Origin of the sequence: Embleya sp. NBC_00888 (assembly GCF_045207655.1) — a bacterium.
Lineage (GTDB): Bacteria > Actinomycetota > Actinomycetes > Streptomycetales > Streptomycetaceae > Embleya.
This window is the reverse complement of the sequence record NZ_CP108784.1, coordinates 1,903,426-1,920,823: the sequence shown is the minus strand read 5'-3', so window position 1 is coordinate 1,920,823 and position 17,398 is coordinate 1,903,426. Positions and strand designations below refer to the sequence as shown.

Here is a 17,398-nt window from a genome sequence, read left to right as displayed (position 1 = left end):
GGCGGGCCTGCTCGCGCCCCGGGTCGGGACGCGAGCGTGGCGGCTAGGACACGCCTCTGGGCTTGATGCCGACCGCGCCGTAGCCCCAGACGTTCTCGACCGTGTCGAGGGGGTGGTCCGGTTCGGCGTCGGGGTTCCAGTGGGTGCGCAGGCCGGGTTCGACCAGGTCGAACCCGGCGAACATGGCCAGGATGTCGTCGTATCGGCGCATGGTCATCTCGGCGGAGGCGTTCTTCCACCCGTCGGCACCCTTGCGGCCCTGGTTCGGGTTGGCGTCGAAGGACGCGTGCGAGAGCAGGAGCATGCTGCCGGCGGGCAGAGCGTCGCGCAGCCGGGCGACGATCTCGTGCGGCTTCTCGTCGTCCCGGATGAAGTGCAGGATGGCGACCAGCATCAGCGCGACGGGCTCGCCGAAGTCGATCACCTCCAGCACCTCGGGCGCGCTCAGGATGTCCTCGGGCGCGCGCAGATCGGCCTGGGTGAAGGTGATCCGGCCCGGTCCGGCGTCGGTCATCAGCGCGCGCCCGTGCACCAGCACGATCGGATCGTTGTCCACGTAGGCGACCCGGGCGTCCGGGGCGATCTCGTGGGCCGCCTCGTGGGTGTTGCCCGCGGTGGGGATGCCGGTGCCGATGTCCAGGAACTGGCGGATGCCGCGGCGTGCCGCGTAGCGCACCGCGCGGCGCAGGAAGAGCCGGTTGAGTTGCAGGGTGACCGGCAGATCGGGGATCGCGGCGACGATCGCGTCCGCCGTCGCGCGGTCGACCGCGAAGTTGTTCTTGCCGCCCAGCAGATAGTCGTAGATCCGGGCGGTGTGCGGGATGCTCGTGTCGATCCGAGCCGGCAGCCGACTCTCCACCTCGTCGAGTCGAGGCAACCGCCAGGCCTTCTCGTCGCCGTCCCCCGCGTTCCCCGCCGGTATGGATGTCACGTCCGCCTGCCTCCGCAGTACCGATTCCCTACGTTCGCCGACTGTACTGGGGGCATTCGTGGTTTGGGCCGGCGACGGAGGGCTGTCGAGGAATCGGTACACATCCGAAGTCGTCGGACAACCGACCGGCTCGTATCGGGAATCGGGTCGGTGCCGGCGGCCCGCGCCGTGGCGCGGACCGCCGGCCGATGTCCGCCGAACTACTCGGACTTGCCCTCGGCGACCCAGCGGGCGAACGCGTCCACCCGCTCCGCCGGCCAGGCGCCGTCACACGGCATCGTGCCCTGGCGCAGCCGGGCCAGGATCGCCTCGGCGTGCGTACTGACGTCGGCGTGTGCCCACAGGTCGAACATGAAACTCATCGACTTGCGGTCCATCTCCCGGAACAACGGCCTGATGTGCTCGTCGAAGCCGATCGGCTCGTCCGCGGTCGGCAGGGGCATGTCGGTCGTATCCTCTTTCGGGGGTGGCGCCAGTGCCGACGCCCGGGCGCCCGGGGTGGCGCCGCAGACCCACCACCAGCGCGGTACGGGCATGTGGGCCGGCGGGCGGGCGCCGGGTTGGGAGTTCTCCACCGCGATCCGCGAACCCCACTCGACGTAGCCGGCGAACGCGGCGCGGAACTCGGCGTCGGTGGGCAGGCCCGCGTCGTTCGCCGCGAGGCTGATCAACTGCGCCCAGCGGGCCCGCCATTCCTCCTTGAGCGCCTTGCCGGCGTGCTCGCCGACCATGTGGTCGTAACCGCCGTAGCGCTCGCTGTACAGCTTGGGACCGCCGAAGGTCTCGACCAGCCAGGCCGCCACCCGTTCCGGGTGATCCGGCGCCATCCGAGCGAACAGCGGTGCCAGCAGCGGGTCTTGCGGGACGTACTTGTCGTAGAAGATGTGCGTCATCCGGGTCAGCGCGGGCAACCCGCCGGCCCATTCGTAGAGCGTGGGTTCGGCGGAGGGCGGCGGGTCGGCGAAGTCGACGTACCAGTGCATCCCGCTGCAGAACGGCTTGTTTCGCGAATGGCCGCACCGACACAGGCTGTAGCGCTCGGTCGGCGCGCCCGGGCCGCGCGGCTCCGGCTCGCCGTCGGCGCCGACCAGCGGGATGCCGCCGGTGACCCGGTACGGGCCGTTCAGCGATACCTCGATCGCCGGTTCGCGCTGCTGCGAGGGTGGTTCGTGCCCGTCGAGCAGGTAGTCCAGGGCACCGGACGGGCAGGCCCGGACGGTCCGCACGATCTCGTCCATCCGGCCGCCGGACGGCGCCACGAACGGCTCCTCCTTCTGCCGGAACACCGAGGAGAGCCGGTCGGTGCACAGGCCCGAGTGCGCGCACAGGCCCCGGTTGTCGGTCACCTCGACCGGGTTGCCCGGGTGGGTGTGGCGCTCGTCGGGCACGCGGCCCGGATCCTTGGCGCCGCTGAAGCCGATCCGGGCGTGGCTGCCGTCGCACAGCGGCTTGGTCGCCGACTCGCCGCAGCGGCACAGCGCGGTCTGCGGCAGCACCGGGATCGGTTCGCCGAGCCGGTCGGTGACGTGGGTCGCATTGGTGACCAGGTACGGCCCGTCCGGCGCGACCTGGATGCGGGTCGGCAGCTCACCCTGGATGTCGGTGAACTCGGCGACCAGGGCGTCCCGTTCGGCGTCACCGTCGGTGAACAGCCAGGCCAGGTGTTGCAGCGCCGCCGCGGCCTCGACCAGGCCCGTGGGCGGTTCGGGGTTGATCTGTGCGCGCAACCGGGTGACGTCCGAGGCGAGTTCCCGGACCGGGCCGGCCGGATCCCAGTCGGTATCGGCGGGAGTGCCGGCGGCGGGCGGCTCACTCGGCTGAGGTCCGGCGGTATCCCCGCCCATCTCGATCAGCGCCTCGGTCATCGGCCGGAGCACTGTGTCGCGCAGCGGCTCGCCCGCGTCGGCGTCGGTCATCCGCCGGGTGAGTTCGTGGTCGAGGACACGTGCCCGGATCAGCAGCGACCGCAGCCGGGCCTGGGTCGGCGCGCCGATCACGGCGTGCAACCGATGGGTCGGCCCGACGGGATGATGGGACGGTTGAACACGATGGTCACGCTCGCTACCCCTGTCTCGGTGCGGTGCTGATTCAATACAATACAGGAGTGTATTGAAATGGAAAGTGCCAGTCGCGGTTCCGGTCGCGCCCGGGACAGCGCGATCGACGCCCGGATCCTGGCCGTGGCGGGACGCCATCTGGCCCGGGACGGGTACGCCGGGATGTCGCTCGCGGCCGTCGCCCAGGAGGCGGGCACCACCCGTCAGGCGCTGTATCGCCGCTGGCCCGGCAAGGCCGAGCTCGCCGCGGCGGTGGTCGCCGCGCTGGCCGAGGAGGACCGCGCGGACCTCGCCGCGGACAATCCGTTCACCACGCTGGTGGCCGAGCTGACCGACTTCCAGCGCGGTGTCTCGAAGTCCGGCCGGCTCTCGCTGGTCGGCACGATGCTCCAGGACACCACCGACCCGGACCTGCGCGCCCGCTACCGGGCCCGGGTGATCGCGCCGCGGCGGGCCCGCCTGTTGGCCGCGCTGGAGTCGGCCCGCCGACAGGGCCACCTCGCCGCCGACGCGGACCTGGAGATCGCGCTGACCATGTGCACCGGCGCCTGGTATGCCCGCGAACTCGCGGGCGCCCCGATCCCGCCGAACTGGCCGTACCGCACCGCGTCCCTCCTCTGGCGCGCCCTCGGCGGCACGATCCCGACGGGAGCCGCACCCCCGAACCCCCAGCCGGGTCCGCCGGCGGCTCCGGCCTAGGACGGCCGCGGCCGACCGGGCTCAACCGGCCCGGCGGACGCGGTGCCGGCGACGGTGGGTGGGGCCGGCACGCACGCTCGGCGCGCCGAGCGACGTCCGGATCGGCACATCCGGGTGCGGGGACCGGGCGACGAACGCCGCGGGCAGCGCCGTCGCCGCGTCCCGCTCGGCGGTCCGGATCGGCTCGCATGGCACGAACCCGGGGCTCACGTCCGGGGTCGTCGGGTCATCGGTCCCCTCCCGTCGGTTCGGCGACGGTGGAGAGCGGCGCGCGGGTCGGGTTCGAGCCGGTCGCGATCGGGGCGCCCGCCGACTCGGCGACCGTCGCGACCGCCGGCGCCCGGCCGCTCACCGGAGCGTCGGCCGGCTCGGCGTGCCGGCGGCCCTTGTCGTCCGCGTCGTCCGGGTCGCCCGCGTCGTCCTCGCGCGGTCGACGCGGCAGCAGGAACGCGGTGAGGGCGACGAGCAGGAGGGCGGCCACGACCGCCCACAGGGTCCGCTCCAGCGCGTGGGTGTACGCACCCGCCCGACGCACGGCGTCCGGATCGGCGGCGAGATCGAAGAACAGCGTGCCGAGGATCGCCACGCCCAGCGTCGCGCCGAGCTGTTGGTTGGCGTTCAGGACGCCGGACGCGGAACCGGTCTCGTGGTCCTCGACGCTCGCCAACGCGATGTCGAAGAACGGCGCGAGCACCAGGCCCGTCCCGATCCCGACCACCAGCAGGGCCGGCGTGAGGTGCCAGGTGTCGACGTCCGGGCCGAGCCGGCGCAGCGTCAAGGACAGGGCGCCCGCGCCCGCGGCCATCACGATGGCGCCCGCGTGCAGCACGGTGCGGCCGAACCTCGGGACCAGGACGGCGCCCGCGCCCACCGCGCCGAGCACCACGCCCAGCGCGATCGGCGTGCTCGCGAGGCCGGCGTGGACGGCCGACCAACCCAGGCCGATCTGGAGGAACAGGCCGAAAACCAGGATCAGTCCGTTCATCGCGGCGAAGAACACCAGGCCGACCAGCAGGCTGCCGGTGAACGCGCGCTTGGCGAGCAGGCTCGGCACCACCAGCGGCGATCCGCCCGAGCGCGCGACCCGCCGCTGCCACCACGCGAACCCCACCAGGACCGGCAGTGCGGCGCCCATCGAGACGAACGTCCAGGCGGGCCAGTGCGATTCGCGGCCCTGGACCAGCGGGTGAACCAGCAGCAATACGGCTGCCGAGACCAGCACCATGCCGATCGGGTCGAGCCCGGGCCGCCGCTGCGCCCGTGACTCCGGTACGTAGCGCAGCGCGCCGAGGATGGCCAACACCCCCAGCGGCACATTGATCAGGAAGATCGCCCGCCACCCGGTGCCCGCGAGATCCGCCTCGATCAGCCCACCCGCCACGATCGGGCCGCCCACCGAGGCCAGCGCCATCACCGGGCCGAACAGGCCGAACGCCTTGCCGCGTTCGGCCGGCGCGAAGACCGACACCACCACGGAGTACGTCTGCGGGATGGTCAGCGCGGCGAACAGGCCCTGCACCGCGCGGGCGGCGATCAACAGCTCGATCGACGGCGCCGCCGCGCACAGCGCGGAGCTCACCGTGAAGCCGCCGAGGCCGATCAGGAACGTCCGGCGGCGGCCGAGGATGTCGCCGAGCCGGCCGCCGGTGATCAGACCGACCGCGAAGGTCAGCGTGTACGCGGCGGCGATCCACTGGAGCCCGGTCGAACCACCGCCCAGGTCCGCCTGCACCGACGGCGCGGCCACTCCGACCACGGTCGAGTCGAGCAGGTCCATCGTCTCGGCCAGCAGGACCACGGCGAGCGCGGCCCATCGCCGCGGATGAGGCGCGGCAGCCGCGGCCGCGGGCGGAACCGGGGCGGGCGTCGGTACGGGCGGCGGCGATGTGTTCGCGTTCACTGTTCTCCTCGACGAATGATGTTCGTGGCGATACGAATGCTGTTCGTTGTGACGATCAACGTTCGTTCCAGGAGTCAGTGTTCGGGTCGACTACGCTGTGCGCAACCCTCGATCGAAACAGGACGGCTACAGATGGCGAGAACACCGCGGACCGGACCCCGAGCCACGCCCGGCCCACCTGCCGCGGACCCGGGCGCCGAGATGCCGGATCTGCCCACGCCACCGTGGCGCCGCGGGCGGGCCAAGCCGGTGCGTCCGCCGCTGAGTCGGGCGTCGATCGTCCGCGCGGCGCTGGCCGTGCTCGACGAGGGCGGGCTGGAGGCGGTGAGCATGCGGCGGGTCGCCGACGAGTTGGACACCGGACCGGCGTCGTTGTACGTGCACGTGTCGAGCAAGGAGGAACTGCTCGAACTCGTGCTGGACCACGTGCTCGGCGACGTGGTGATCCCGGTCCCCGATCCCGATCGCTGGCAGGCCCAGCTCAAGGAGGTGGCGCTGGGCTTCCGGGCGGTGCTGGCCGCGCACAACGACCTGGGCCGGGCGGTGCTCGCGGCGATCCCCTCGGGGCCCAACGCGCTCCGGATCAGCGAGGGGCTGCTGGCCGTCATGCGCAGCGGCGGTGTTCCGGAACAGGCCAGCGCGTGGGTGCTGGACGTGCTCCAGCTCTACATCTCGGCCGACGTCTACGAGGGCGCGCTGCACCTGTCCCGGTCCGAGGCGGGCGAGGACCCGATGGCGATGGCCCAGGCGTACCTGGGCGAGGTGATCGAGGCGTTGCCCCGGGACCGCTTCCCGACCCTGACCGCGCTCAAGCCGCACATGATCAGCGGCGGCCGGATGGACCGCGTCGAGTTCGGCCTGGACATCTTCATCCGCGGCCTGGCCGACATCCCCCGCCCCTGACCGACCGCCCGCACGTCAGCCGACGGCCGGCGCCGATGGTGGCCGGAAGGGCGGACACGCGGGTGTCGGCGTGGCGGCGAGCCACTCGGGTCGGGTGCGGGTGAGTGCCCGGTCGCGGAGCCATCGGGTGATGTCGGCGAAGGCCCGGGCGGCGGCGAGGGGGGTGTCGTGTTCGCCGGACGAGTCGGCGACAGGGTGGCCGGCGCAGTCCGCCGGTGCCGGGCAGTACCGGGTGATGTCGGCCTCGACCACCCACGGTGGGCCCCAGCGCAGGTCGAACCCGCAGCGGCGGGGGAAGTAGAGCGCGGCGAGGAAGACGACGCCGCCGGGGAGTTCGAGTACACCCTGCACGCTCGCCAGGGTCACGTCCGCCAGGCGTTGGCACTCGTAGCGCACGGACGCGGAGACGCCGACGTGCGCGCCGAGCGCGCGCACGTGCGCGTCGGCCTCGTCGAGAGCGCGCCGGACGGCCTCCGCCTCGGCACCGCCGACGGTGGGGAACACCCAGGCGGGGTGCCCCAGTTCCAGCGGAACCGGCTCGAAGCCGGAGTCGGACTCGAAGACGCCGTCGTCCGGGGCCGGACCCGGGGTCATGCGGCGGGCCGCGTCGTCGCCCGGGCGATCGCCCGGTACTCGGCTTCGGTCGCGGCGTCGGGAAGGTCGATCACCGAGCGAGCGTGTCCGGCGCACGCCCGCCTCGGCAACCGATTTCGCCCCGTGCGCACCCGAAGCGCCGCCCCACTCGAAGCGCCGCCCCACCACGCGCCGTGGCCGGGCCGTTGCCGGCCCCCGGCTCACCCCACCGACGCCGCGTCGATCCGGGTGGGCGTACCCGGCGACCCGGCGGGCGGCGTGGTCGGGCGGCGCGCGGGTAGGAGCAGGCCGGTCGCCGCGCCCGCGAGGGACAGGCCCGCGCCGAGCGCCGCGACCGGGACGAAGCCGTCGGCGAAGGCGGCCGGCGAGGCGTAACTGCCCGCGCCGGCGAAGATCGCGACGGCGACGGCGATGCCGAACACGCCGCCGAGTTGGCGCATCATGCCGTTGATCCCGGCCGCGGTGCCGATCTCGGCACGATCGACCGCGCCGACCACCGAACTCTGCACGGTGGGGATCGCCATCGAGATCCCGCACCCGGCCACGGCCAACGGGGCGATCATCGCGCCATAGCTGAGTCCGGGTTCGGCGAGCAGCGCGAGCCACCCCATGCCGATCGCCTGGAGCAGCAACCCACCGGTGAGCAGCGGTCGTTCACCGACCCGGTCGGCGAGTGCGCCGGCGATCGGCGCGCAGACGAACAGGGTCCCGGTCCACGGCAGCAGCCGCAGACCCGCGTCGAGCGGACCGTAGCCGAGCGTGTTCTGGAGGAACTGGGCGAAGAAGAACACGCCGATGAACAGCGACGCGGTCATGAAGAAGCTCACCGCGTTGCCCGCCGAGAAGGCCCGGGAGCGGAACAGGCGCATCGGCACCATCGGTGCGGGCGAACGGAGTTCCCACCGGACGAAGCCGATCGTGAGCACGGCGCCGGCCACGAACGCGTAGATCACCTCCGGGCTGCCCCACCCGACGCTGTTCCCCCGAACCAGGCCCCATACCGACCCGAACGCGCCGCCGCTCACCAGCGCGACCCCGGGCAGGTCCAGCGTGGTGCGGGTGCCGAAGCTCTCCGGCAGCCGGGTGAACACCAGCGGCAGTGCGAGCAGACCGATCGGGACGTTGAGCCAGAAGATCCACTCCCAGGCGAGCCCGTCGGCGATCGCGCCGCCCACCAGCGGCCCGCAACCCACGCCCAGTCCGGTCACGCCCTGGAGCACCCCGATCGCCATGCCCCGACGCTCGGCCGGAAACGCCGCGCCCACCAGCGCCAGCGCGAGCGTCATCACCAGCGCCGCGCCGACACCCTGCACGGCCCGCGCCGCCACCAGCGTCGGCACATCGCGCGACAGCGCACAGGCCGCCGAGGCGAGCACGAACCCGGCCAGGCCCGTACCGAACATCAACCGCCGACCGAACCGGTCGCCGAACGCCGCCGCGGTCGGCAACAACACCGCGAAGCTCAGGCTGTACGCGTTCACCGTCCATTCCAACTCCTCTACGGACGACCCCAGATCGTCCCGGATCGTGCCCAGGGCGGTGGACACGACCAGAGTGTCCAGGGCGGCCATCACGGATGCCACCGCGGCCAGCGCCAACACCCACCCGCGCGCCGATGCCGGGCTCGGCCCGCTGCGTTCGCCACTCATCTGTTCCTGCTCTCTCGGCCGCCGCGGCCGGATCGGGTTGTACCGATACCGATCCGGGTGCCCGGGAAATGTCATCGGTGGCGAGCGCGGCGCGACCGGCCCGCGCCCGACCGATGAGTTTTCCGGTCGGCGCGGATCTGTAGAGAGGACGGAGCCAAGGGGGACCAGATGACCACGACGGTGCACGGCGATGAAGAATTCGTCCGGCTCACCCGCCCGTTCGAGCGTGAACTGCTCGCGTACTGCTATCGAATGCTCGGCTCGGTCCACGACGCCGAGGACCTGGTGCAGGAGATCTACCTGCGTGCCTGGCGCGGCTATGCCGGTTTCGAGGGCCGAGCCGCGCTGCGGACGTGGCTGTACCGGATCGCGACCAACGTGTGTCTGCGCGCGCTGGAACGACGTCGGGGGCGCCGCGACCTTCCGGCCGGCCTCGGTGGGCCGACCGAGGATCCGACCGCCCCGTTGGCCGCCGCGCTGCCCGAACCGGCCTGGCTGCAGCCGATTCCGGACGCGCTGTTCGTCGCCGAGACCCGCGCGGCGGCGGGCGCGGCCGACCCGGCCGCGATCGTGACCGCGCGCGAGGGCATGCGGTTGGCGCTGACCGCCGCGTTCCAATACCTGCCGCCGCGGCAACGCGCCGTCCTGATCCTGCGGGACGTGCTGGGCACCCGGGCCGCCGAGGCGGCCGACCTGCTCGGGATCAGCACGGCCGCGGTCAACAGCGTGCTCCAGCGGGCCAGGGCCCGACTCGCCGAGGTGGCGCCGGTGGCGAGCGAGGTCCGCGGGCCCGGCGAGCCGGCCCAACGCGCACTGCTGGACCGCTACGCCGCCGCCTTCGAGAACGCCGACATGGTCGCGCTGATGGGGGTGCTGACCGAGGACGCGGTCTGGGAGATGCCGCCGACGCCGTCGTGGTTCGTCGGACCCGAGGCGATCGTGGCGCTGATCGCGGCCCGCTGCCCGGCACTGCTGCGCGGCGGCCGGATGATCCGCACGGCCGCCAACGGCCAACCGGCGTTCGCGCTGTACGCGCCGGATCCGGACGGGGTCATGCGTCCGCACGCGATCCAGGTGCTCACCCTCACCGACGCGGGCGTGACCCGGGTGGTGTCGTTCATGGATCGGGCGCTGTTCCCGACCTTCGGCCTGCCGGACCGGCCGCCCGGCCGCTGAGCGCCGACCCGGGCCCGGGTCAGGGGTGCGCGGTCTCCATGGCCGGGCGCAGTCGGCCCAGGAGGGTGTACAGCGCGAGCCGCTCGTCGGTGGTGAGGCCGTCCAGTGCCGCGCGGGTGGTGTGCATCTCGCTGCGGATGCGGCGGATCGTGGCGTGGCCCTCTTCGGTGGCCACCACGTTCTTGACCCGGCGGTCGTTGGGATTGGGCTCGCGGCGCACCAGGCCGCGCGATTCGAGCCGGTCCACGATGCCGGTGACGTTGGAGGCGTCGCACACCAGGCGGTCGGCGAGCCCGCGCATCGGCAGCGGGCGGCGGAGCAGGGAGAGCGTCTTGGCCTGCACCGAGGTCAGGCCGTGCCGGCTGACCACCGCGGCGAAGTCGTGGAAGTACGCGGTGCCCACGGCGGCCATGGCGTCCATGATCTCGGCCGTGCTCGGGGTGCTGGGATCGACGTCGGTGTCCGTGGCGCTGCTCATGGCTCCAAGTTAACGCAAAAAGGTTGAGGACTTCAACCTTTGAACTTGACGTAGCAATTTGCGGGTGTCTACGGTCGGTCCTATTGCTTGAAGACTTCAACCATCGAGGCTGCAAAGCTTCGCCTCGACGTCCCGAGATGTTCCGAGACGTCCAGAGACGTCCCGACAAGACGTCCCGATCCCGCCTCCCCGAAGAAAGAGCGTCTCCGTGAGTCCCACCCCGCCCGGCACCGGCACCGGCTCCAGTACCGCCACCGCCGACAAGCGAGGATCCGGTGCCCCGCTGATCCTCGCGCTCGGACTGGCCGCCATGGTCGTCGCGATGGCGCAGACCCAGGTCATCCCGATCCTCGGACTGCTCCAGCAGGAGTTGGGCACCACACCCGCCGGAGTCGGCTGGGTGACCACCGCAACGCTGCTGTCCGCGGCGGTGTTCACCCCGCTGCTCGGCCGCTTCGGTGACCAGCACGGCAAGAAGCCGACACTGATCGGCGTACTGGGCGTGATGATCGCCGGCTCGGTGCTGGCGGCGGTGACGTCCTCGCTGCCGCTGCTGATCCTGGGGCGGGTGCTCCAGGGCGCGGCCACCGCGATCTTCCCGCTCGCGCTGTCGATCATCCGCGAGGAACTGCCGATGGAGAAGCTGCCCGGCGCGATGTCGCTGATCAGCGGCACGCTCGCGTTCGGCAGCGGACTCTCGCTGGTGGCCACCGGACTGCTCACCCGCGGCGACGACCCGAACTACCACCTGGTCTTCTGGTTCTCCGCGATCCTGTCCGCCGTCGCCCTGCTCGCGGTGATCCTCCGGGTGCCGACCAGTCGTACCAAGGCGGGCGGCCGGATCGACCTGCTCGGCGCGGCAACTCTCGGCCTGTTCCTGGTGCTGCTGCTCCTGGGCATCTCGCAGGGGCACGAATGGGGCTGGGCGTCCGGCCGGACGATCGGCTCCTTCGTCGGCGCCGTGCTGATGGCGGCTGTGTGGGTCCAGGTCGAGCGCCGGGTCGCCGACCCGCTGGTGGACCTGCGGATGTTCGTGCACCGTCCGGTCCTGCTCACCAACCTGGCCGGCCTGTTCGTCGGCTTCGCCGCGTTCAGCCAGTTCATCGGCATCTCCTACCTGGTCCAGATGCCGGAGCGGGTGGCCGGGTACGGATTCACCGCGTCGGTGCTGCGGGCCTCGGTCGAATACCTGCTCCCGGGCGCGCTGATCTCGCTGCTCGCGGCGCCGCTGGGCGGCCTCCTGGTCGGCAGGATCGGTGCCCGGATGACCCTGGTGATCGGCTCGCTGGTGGGCATCGCCGGCTTCGCGTGGCTGGCCTTCGGGCACGGCGCCTCGGCGTCGGTGATCCTCGCGGGCATGCTCACCGGCATCTCGATCTCGTTCGGCTACGCGGCGATGCCCGCGCTGATCGTGGCCAACGTGCCGCACCACCAGACCGGCATCGCGAACGGGCTCAACTCCATCTCGCGCAGCGTCGGCAGCTCGATCGCCAGCGCCGTGATCACCTCGCTGCTCGCCTCCAAGTCGGTCGCCGGCCTGCCCGCGGGCTTCCCGCCGATTCCGGCCGAGAGCCGGTTCACGCTGAGCTTCGTGATCGCCGGGGTGATGCTCGTGCTGGTCGTCGGGGTGGCGTTGCTCGGTCTCAAGCGGGTACCCGCAAGGGCCGAACCGGTCGCCGTGTCCGTGCCGCGGACCCAGGAGTCCGTGGACGCCTGACGGCCAGAACCACCGCACGGGACGCACCGCCGGACCAACACCCCTACCGACCCCCCGTCTCCCGACCCACTCCGCACCGCCGAGAAAGGCCACGCCCGATGACACCCACCACCAGCCGCGAATGGCACATCCTGGCCCGCCCCAAGGGCTGGCCGAAGGAGGAGGACTTCGCCCTGCGCGAGGTCGAGATCCCGGAGCTCGCCGACGGGCAGATGCTGATCCGCAACCTGTTCCTGTCGGTCGACCCCGCGATGCGCGGTCGGATGAACGACGTCAAGTCGTACACCCCGCCGTTCAAGCTGAACGAGGCCATGGAGGGTGGTGCGGTCGGCCGGGTCGTCGCGTCCAAGGCGGCCGGCTTCGAGGTGGGCGACGCGGTACAGCACTGGCTCGGCTGGCGCGAGTACTCGGTGGTCGCCGGCAAGGGCGCCGGCGCAGTCAAGGTCGACCCCGACCTCGCGCCGCTGTCCGCCTACCTGGGTGTCCTGGGCATGCCGGGTATGACCGCGTGGGCGGGCCTGCTCGACGTCGCGTCCTTCAAGCCCGGCGACGCGGTGTTCGTCTCCGGCGCGGCCGGCGCGGTGGGCAGTCAGGTCGGCCAGATCGCCCGGCTCAAGGGCGCCTCGCGGGTGATCGGCAGTGCCGGCTCGGCGGACAAGGTCAAGCTGCTGGTGGACGAGTACGGCTTCGACGCCGCGTTCAACTACAAGGACGGGCCGGTCGCCGGGCAATTGGCCGAGGCCGCTCCGGACGGCATCGACGTGTACTTCGACAACGTCGGCGGCGAGCACCTGGAGGCCGCGATCGGCGCGCTGCACACGCACGGCCGGGTCGCGATGTGCGGCGCCATCGCGCAATACAACGCCACCGAGCCGACCCCGGCGCCGCGCAACCTGGCGTTGTCGATCGGCAAGCGGCTGCGGCTCCAGGGCTTCATCGTCATCGACCACTTCGGCAGGCGCGACGAGTTCCTCGCCGAGGTCGGTGGTTGGATCAAGGAGGGCAAGCTCAAGTACCGCGAGACGGTCGTCGAGGGGATCGAGAACAACCTCGACGCGCTGCTGGGCATGCTGCGCGGGGAGAACACCGGGAAGATGGTCGTCGCGCTGCCCGAGTGAGACCCGGGCCCGGCTGCGGGAGCGGACATGCCGAAGGGCCGCGCGTGGGGGTCGGACGCGCGGCCCTTCGGGGTCTTTCCGGGGGACGATCCGGCTCGGGGGAGCGGGATTTCGGTCAGCCGATGAACAGGTAGTCGGCCTGGTACGGCACCTCGGCGGTGGGTCGGGTCGCCGGGTCGCACGTGCCGGCCGGAGCCACGCCGCCCCGGGTGTTCAGCCGCAGCACCTGGGTGGTCGCGGAGAGCAGCAGGCCCGGCTTGCCGGTCTGGGTCGCCTTCAGCACCAGCTCGGGGATGTTGCCGTCCCCGTTCGGCAGCTTGGTCGCCACTGCGCCGGTCACCGCGCTGCCGTCCGGGGCGATCCACTGCGGCGGGCCGGCGGTCGGGTTCACGAAGCTGTGCTTGAGGTCGCCCTGGAGCTTGGCCGCCACGTCGAGCTGGGTGAAGGAGCTCGCGCCGTCCTTGGTCGTGCACTGGTAGATCTGCTTGCCGGTGAGCACCGACAGGTTCAGCGCCGGCGACTTCGGGGCCACCTTGCGGTCGAGCTGTCCGCGCACCGCGCCGCCCGGGAACTCGCCCGTGTGCAGGTTGGTGTAGTAGTTCGCCGGCGTCGCGTTGATCCGCTCGACGACGGCCGGGTCGATGCCCTCCACGGTGCCGGCCAGGCCGGTCACCGACTGCGGCAGCCCGCCCTTCGCGTCGAACAGCGGCGCGACCACGTCACCGTTGGCGCCCGCCGCGGCCTTGTGCAGGTGGCCCAGCGTGGGCGGGGCGACACCGGTCCAGGAGAACGACCAGTCGATGCAGTTGCCCCACGGGCGGACCGAGGTGTCCGCGCGGCCGTCCGGGTCGCCGGTCTTCTTGCCCTCGGCGTTCTGCACCTCCTGCTTCCCGGTTGCCTCGGCGGGCAACGTGCCGTTCTTGAGCACGCTGTTCATGTCGACCGGGCCGGCGAGCCCGACCAACTGGCCGCGGATGGCGCCGCCGGGGAACTCGCCGGTGTGCACGTTGAAGTACAGGCTCGCCGGGTCGCTCTTGATCTTCTCCAGCAGCGCGGCGTCGGTGACCTTGACGCTTCCGGTCACCGCGTTCGCGGTGTCGGGCAGCGCGGTCGCGAAGAACGGCACCTTGACCTCGCCGTTCTTGCCCTTGCCGCCCAGGTGCAGGTGGGCCGCGGTCGGCGCGCCGGTGCCCTCCCAGCGGATCCCGAAGCTGACCTGGTCGCCCTTGATCCGGACCAGCGCGGTGCCCTTGCCGTCCTTGTCGCCCACCGCCGCGTTGCCGCCGGGGACCTCGTTGGCGCCGGACAGGCCCGCGGCGAAGAAGGTCTCCTCGCCGGTCGCGGGTTCGGCCGCGCCGGTGGTGGTCCGGTCGGAGGCGGGTACCGCGCCGCCGTGATCGGAGCCGTGCTCACCGCCGTGTTCGGCACCGGGCGAGCCGGGGTCGTTGCCCGCCTTGGCCGCGGACACGTTGGTCGAATCGTTCTTCGTGGCACCGGACTTGGTGTCCGAGGACGAGCATCCGGTGACCGCGAGCGCGAGCGTGGCGGCGAAGGCGACGGTGGGCAGCGTGTACTTGCGTGCGGACATGACGAGTCTCCCCGAAGACATGGGTCGTGGAATGCGCGTGGGTTGTCCGGCCGGGCCTCGTCCGCGTGCGTGGCGCGGGGGCGCGGGCCGGAGTCACCGCCGCGGTGTCGTTACCGCGGCGTCGTTGCCGTGATGCTGTTGCCGTGGTGCCTGTGGATGGCCAATCGGCTTGTGCCGCTTGGGAGTCGGCCGGGAGCGGTGGCGGGCCGAGGCCGCGTCGGCGCTCGGCTCGATCAGTAGCCGTAGCCGCCGGTCGAGGGCTTGTCGCTCGGCGGCGCCGTGGTCGCGGTCACGCCGGCCTTCTTGCCGTCGGGGGTCACCGCGAACCAAGTGCCGCCCACACCCTGGCCCTTGGTCTCGCCGGGCTTGGTGTCGGCCGCGAACCGGTACACCGGCCAGCCGCCGATGGTGACCTGGGTGCTGCCGTCGCTGCGGGTCACGCTGCCGACGACGGACTGGTCGACGCCGTTGAGGGTGACGCCGCCGGTGGTGGTGACGGCGGGCCACTTCGCGAGGCAGTCGCCCTCGCAGTTCGACTTGGACGGCTTGGCGGTGTCCTTGTCGAAGCGGTACAGCGTGAAGCCGGCGCCGTCGGCGACGATCGGGCCGAGCTTGGCGTCCGTGCCCGCCTTCAGCACGGCCTTGCCCGCCGTACCGTTCGCACTCGGAGCGGGCGCGCCGGGCGTGCCGGCCGTGTTCGGCGCGGGCTGGGACTGCTGCCCGGTGGGCTGCGTCGCGGTGCCGGCGGCCTTGCCGTCGTCCTTCGAGTCACTGCCGCACGCGGACAGTCCGAGACCGAGCGCACCGGCGATGGCGACGGCGGCGAGGCTGCGGGTGCTGAAAACAGACATGGTGAACCCCCGGAAGATGATCGATGGATTTGTCGAACGGCGTATGGGAGACGGATTTTGGGTTCCGTTCCCGAGTCGACCGGTTCGCGTGCCGGTCGTTGCGCGTCGACATCCAGCAGTACGGGGGAGGGGTCGGAAAGGGTTCAGCGCCGGCGAAAGTTTTTTTCGGCGAATCCCGAACGAACCCGAACCGGCCCCGGCGGGAACCTCCGCCGGGGCCGGAACACGCAGGTCGGCGGCCTACCAGGCGGCCGGCGCGTAGTCCTTGAGGAAGCAGCCGTACAGGTCCTCGCCGGCCTCGCCGCGCACGATCGGGTCGTACACCCGGGCCGCGCCGTCGACCAGGTCGAGCGGCGCGTGGAAGCCCTCGTCGGCGAGCCGCATCTTCTGCGGGTGCGGGCGCTCGTCGGTGATCCAGCCGGTGTCCACGGCCGTCATCAGGATGCCGTCGGAGAGCATCTCCTCGGCACTGGTGCGGGTCAGCATGTTCAGCGCGGCCTTGGCCATGTTCGTGTGCGGGTGGCCGGGGCCCTTGTAGCCGCGGCTGAACTGGCCCTCCATCGCGGACACGTTGACCACGTACTTGCGCCGGGCCTTGGCCGCGGCCATCGCCGGACGCAGCCGGCTGACCAGCACGAACGGAGCGGTCACGTTGCACAGTTGCACTTCGAGCAACTCGACCGGGTCCACCTCGTGCACGCGTTGCGTCCAACTGTTGACCGGATCCAGGTCGGGGACCAGGCCGCCTGCGTCGATCGCGGTGCCGGTCTCGATCCGGGCGGGCGAGGCGGAACCGCTGGTCAGGGCGAGCGCGGTGAGTGCCTGCGGGGTCAGCGCCTGCTCCTCCGCGCGGGACTGGCCGGGCAGCAGTACGTGGCCGCTGCCGCCGATGTGTCCGAACGAGACCATCTCCGGCAGTTCGCCGGCCGGCAGCGGCGCGGCCTCGGCGGCGGCCAGTGCCGCGTACGCCTGCGGGGTCCGGCGCACCGTCTGCGCGGCGTTGTTGATCAGGATGTCCAGCGGTCCGGCCTCGGCCACCGAGTCGGCCAGCGCGACCACCTGGGCCGGGTCGCGCAGGTCTATCCCGGCGATCTTGAGCCGGTGCAGCCAGTCCGCGCTGTCCGGCATCGCGGCGAAGCGGCGGATCGCGTCGTTGGGGAAGCGAGTGGTGATCGTGGTGTGCGCGCCGTCGCGGAGCAGGCGCAGCGCGATGTACATGCCGATCTTGGCCCGGCCGCCGGTGAGCAGGGCGCGGCGTCCGGTCAGGTCGGTGCGCTGGTCGCGGCGGGCCCGGTTCTCGGCGGCGCACTCGGGACAGAGCTGGTGGTAGAACGCGTCCACCTCGCGGTAGCGCTTCTTGCAGATGTAGCAGGCCCGGGCGCGTTCCAAAACGCCGGCGATCTCGGTCGTGGTGACCGTGGTCAGCGCGATGCCGAGGGTCTCGTCGTCGATCCGGCCCGGCGCGCCGGTCGCGGTGGCGGCGGTGACCGCCTCGTCGTTGGCGATCACCCGGTCCCGGCGCTCCTTGCGGCGGCGCTCCTTGACGCTCTTGTAGATCCCGGCCGTGGCCCGCCGGATCCGGATCGCGTCCGGGTGCTCGACGTCCAGTTCCTCGACCTCGGCGAGCACGCTCAGGCACAACTCCATACGCGCGGGATCGATGCCCTCCGCCACGCCCGTGTCCGCCTGAATCTCGCTACTCGCTGTCATCGCCGTTGCCGTTTCCTGTGCTCGCCG

14 protein-coding genes are annotated in these 17,398 nt (G+C 72.1%); 5 read left to right on the top strand and 9 right to left on the bottom strand.

What is annotated here, in order from left to right; translation table 11 throughout:
* Positions 1-43 precede the first annotated feature (43 nt).
* Together OG948_RS07505 and OG948_RS07500 are read right to left on the bottom strand one after the other, a co-directional pair.
* Positions 44-931 carry an SAM-dependent methyltransferase gene (locus OG948_RS07505; RefSeq protein ID WP_406294845.1) on the bottom strand — a complete coding sequence of 296 codons (888 nt, stop codon included), beginning with the start codon at positions 929-931 and terminating at the stop codon, positions 44-46.
* 200 nt (positions 932-1,131) lie between these two features.
* Positions 1,132-2,928 (bottom strand): CDGSH iron-sulfur domain-containing protein, encoded by a 1,797-nt coding sequence (locus OG948_RS07500; protein WP_406294843.1) that lies wholly within the window; start codon positions 2,926-2,928, stop codon positions 1,132-1,134.
* A gap of 117 nt (positions 2,929-3,045) precedes the next feature.
* On the opposite strand from OG948_RS07500, the gene OG948_RS07495 reads away from it, so the two are divergent.
* Entirely contained in the window at positions 3,046-3,687 is a 642-nt protein-coding gene (locus OG948_RS07495; RefSeq protein ID WP_406294841.1) for a TetR/AcrR family transcriptional regulator, read from the top strand.
* Between the two features lie 226 nt (positions 3,688-3,913).
* Here the strand turns inward: OG948_RS07495 and OG948_RS07490 are convergent, their stop codons facing one another.
* Positions 3,914-5,587: an MFS transporter gene (locus OG948_RS07490; RefSeq protein WP_406294839.1), complete on the bottom strand. Its 1,674-nt coding sequence runs from the start codon at positions 5,585-5,587 to the stop codon at positions 3,914-3,916.
* Positions 5,588-5,719: 132 nt separating this feature from the next.
* Between OG948_RS07490 and OG948_RS07485 the strand changes: the two genes are divergently transcribed.
* Positions 5,720-6,490 carry a TetR/AcrR family transcriptional regulator gene (locus OG948_RS07485; protein WP_406294838.1) on the top strand — a complete coding sequence of 257 codons (771 nt, stop codon included), beginning with the start codon at positions 5,720-5,722 and terminating at the stop codon, positions 6,488-6,490.
* A 15-nt stretch (positions 6,491-6,505) separates the two neighbouring features.
* Here the strand turns inward: OG948_RS07485 and OG948_RS07480 are convergent, their stop codons facing one another.
* Together OG948_RS07480 and OG948_RS07475 are read right to left on the bottom strand one after the other, a co-directional pair.
* Positions 6,506-7,084 (bottom strand): hypothetical protein, encoded by a 579-nt coding sequence (locus OG948_RS07480; protein WP_406294836.1) that lies wholly within the window; start codon positions 7,082-7,084, stop codon positions 6,506-6,508.
* 200 nt (positions 7,085-7,284) lie between these two features.
* A complete protein-coding gene (locus OG948_RS07475; RefSeq protein ID WP_406294834.1) occupies positions 7,285-8,733 on the bottom strand; it encodes an MFS transporter in 1,449 nt (482 codons plus the stop codon).
* A gap of 168 nt (positions 8,734-8,901) precedes the next feature.
* Between OG948_RS07475 and OG948_RS07470 the strand changes: the two genes are divergently transcribed.
* The gene (locus OG948_RS07470; RefSeq protein WP_406294833.1) at positions 8,902-9,909 is read left to right on the top strand and encodes a sigma-70 family RNA polymerase sigma factor; all 1,008 of its coding nucleotides are present in this window, start codon (positions 8,902-8,904) and stop codon (positions 9,907-9,909) included.
* A 19-nt stretch (positions 9,910-9,928) separates the two neighbouring features.
* Here the strand turns inward: OG948_RS07470 and OG948_RS07465 are convergent, their stop codons facing one another.
* On the bottom strand, positions 9,929-10,387 hold the full coding sequence (locus OG948_RS07465) for a MarR family winged helix-turn-helix transcriptional regulator (protein ID WP_406294831.1): 459 nt from the start codon (positions 10,385-10,387) through the stop codon (positions 9,929-9,931).
* A gap of 208 nt (positions 10,388-10,595) precedes the next feature.
* Between OG948_RS07465 and OG948_RS07460 the strand changes: the two genes are divergently transcribed.
* Positions 10,596-12,104 carry an MFS transporter gene (locus tag OG948_RS07460; RefSeq protein ID WP_406294829.1) on the top strand — a complete coding sequence of 503 codons (1,509 nt, stop codon included), beginning with the start codon at positions 10,596-10,598 and terminating at the stop codon, positions 12,102-12,104.
* Between the two features lie 98 nt (positions 12,105-12,202).
* Complete coding sequence (locus OG948_RS07455; protein WP_406294827.1) at positions 12,203-13,222, top strand: NADP-dependent oxidoreductase; 1,020 nt, start codon at positions 12,203-12,205, stop codon at positions 13,220-13,222.
* A gap of 115 nt (positions 13,223-13,337) precedes the next feature.
* Here the strand turns inward: OG948_RS07455 and OG948_RS07450 are convergent, their stop codons facing one another.
* From OG948_RS07450 to OG948_RS07440, 3 genes are all read right to left on the bottom strand, one after another.
* The gene (locus tag OG948_RS07450) at positions 13,338-14,810 is read right to left on the bottom strand and encodes a CHRD domain-containing protein (protein WP_406294826.1); all 1,473 of its coding nucleotides are present in this window, start codon (positions 14,808-14,810) and stop codon (positions 13,338-13,340) included.
* A gap of 233 nt (positions 14,811-15,043) precedes the next feature.
* The gene (locus OG948_RS07445; protein WP_406294824.1) at positions 15,044-15,661 is read right to left on the bottom strand and encodes a hypothetical protein; all 618 of its coding nucleotides are present in this window, start codon (positions 15,659-15,661) and stop codon (positions 15,044-15,046) included.
* Between the two features lie 240 nt (positions 15,662-15,901).
* Positions 15,902-17,371 carry an SDR family NAD(P)-dependent oxidoreductase gene (locus OG948_RS07440; protein WP_406294822.1) on the bottom strand — a complete coding sequence of 490 codons (1,470 nt, stop codon included), beginning with the start codon at positions 17,369-17,371 and terminating at the stop codon, positions 15,902-15,904.
* Positions 17,372-17,398 lie beyond the last annotated feature (27 nt).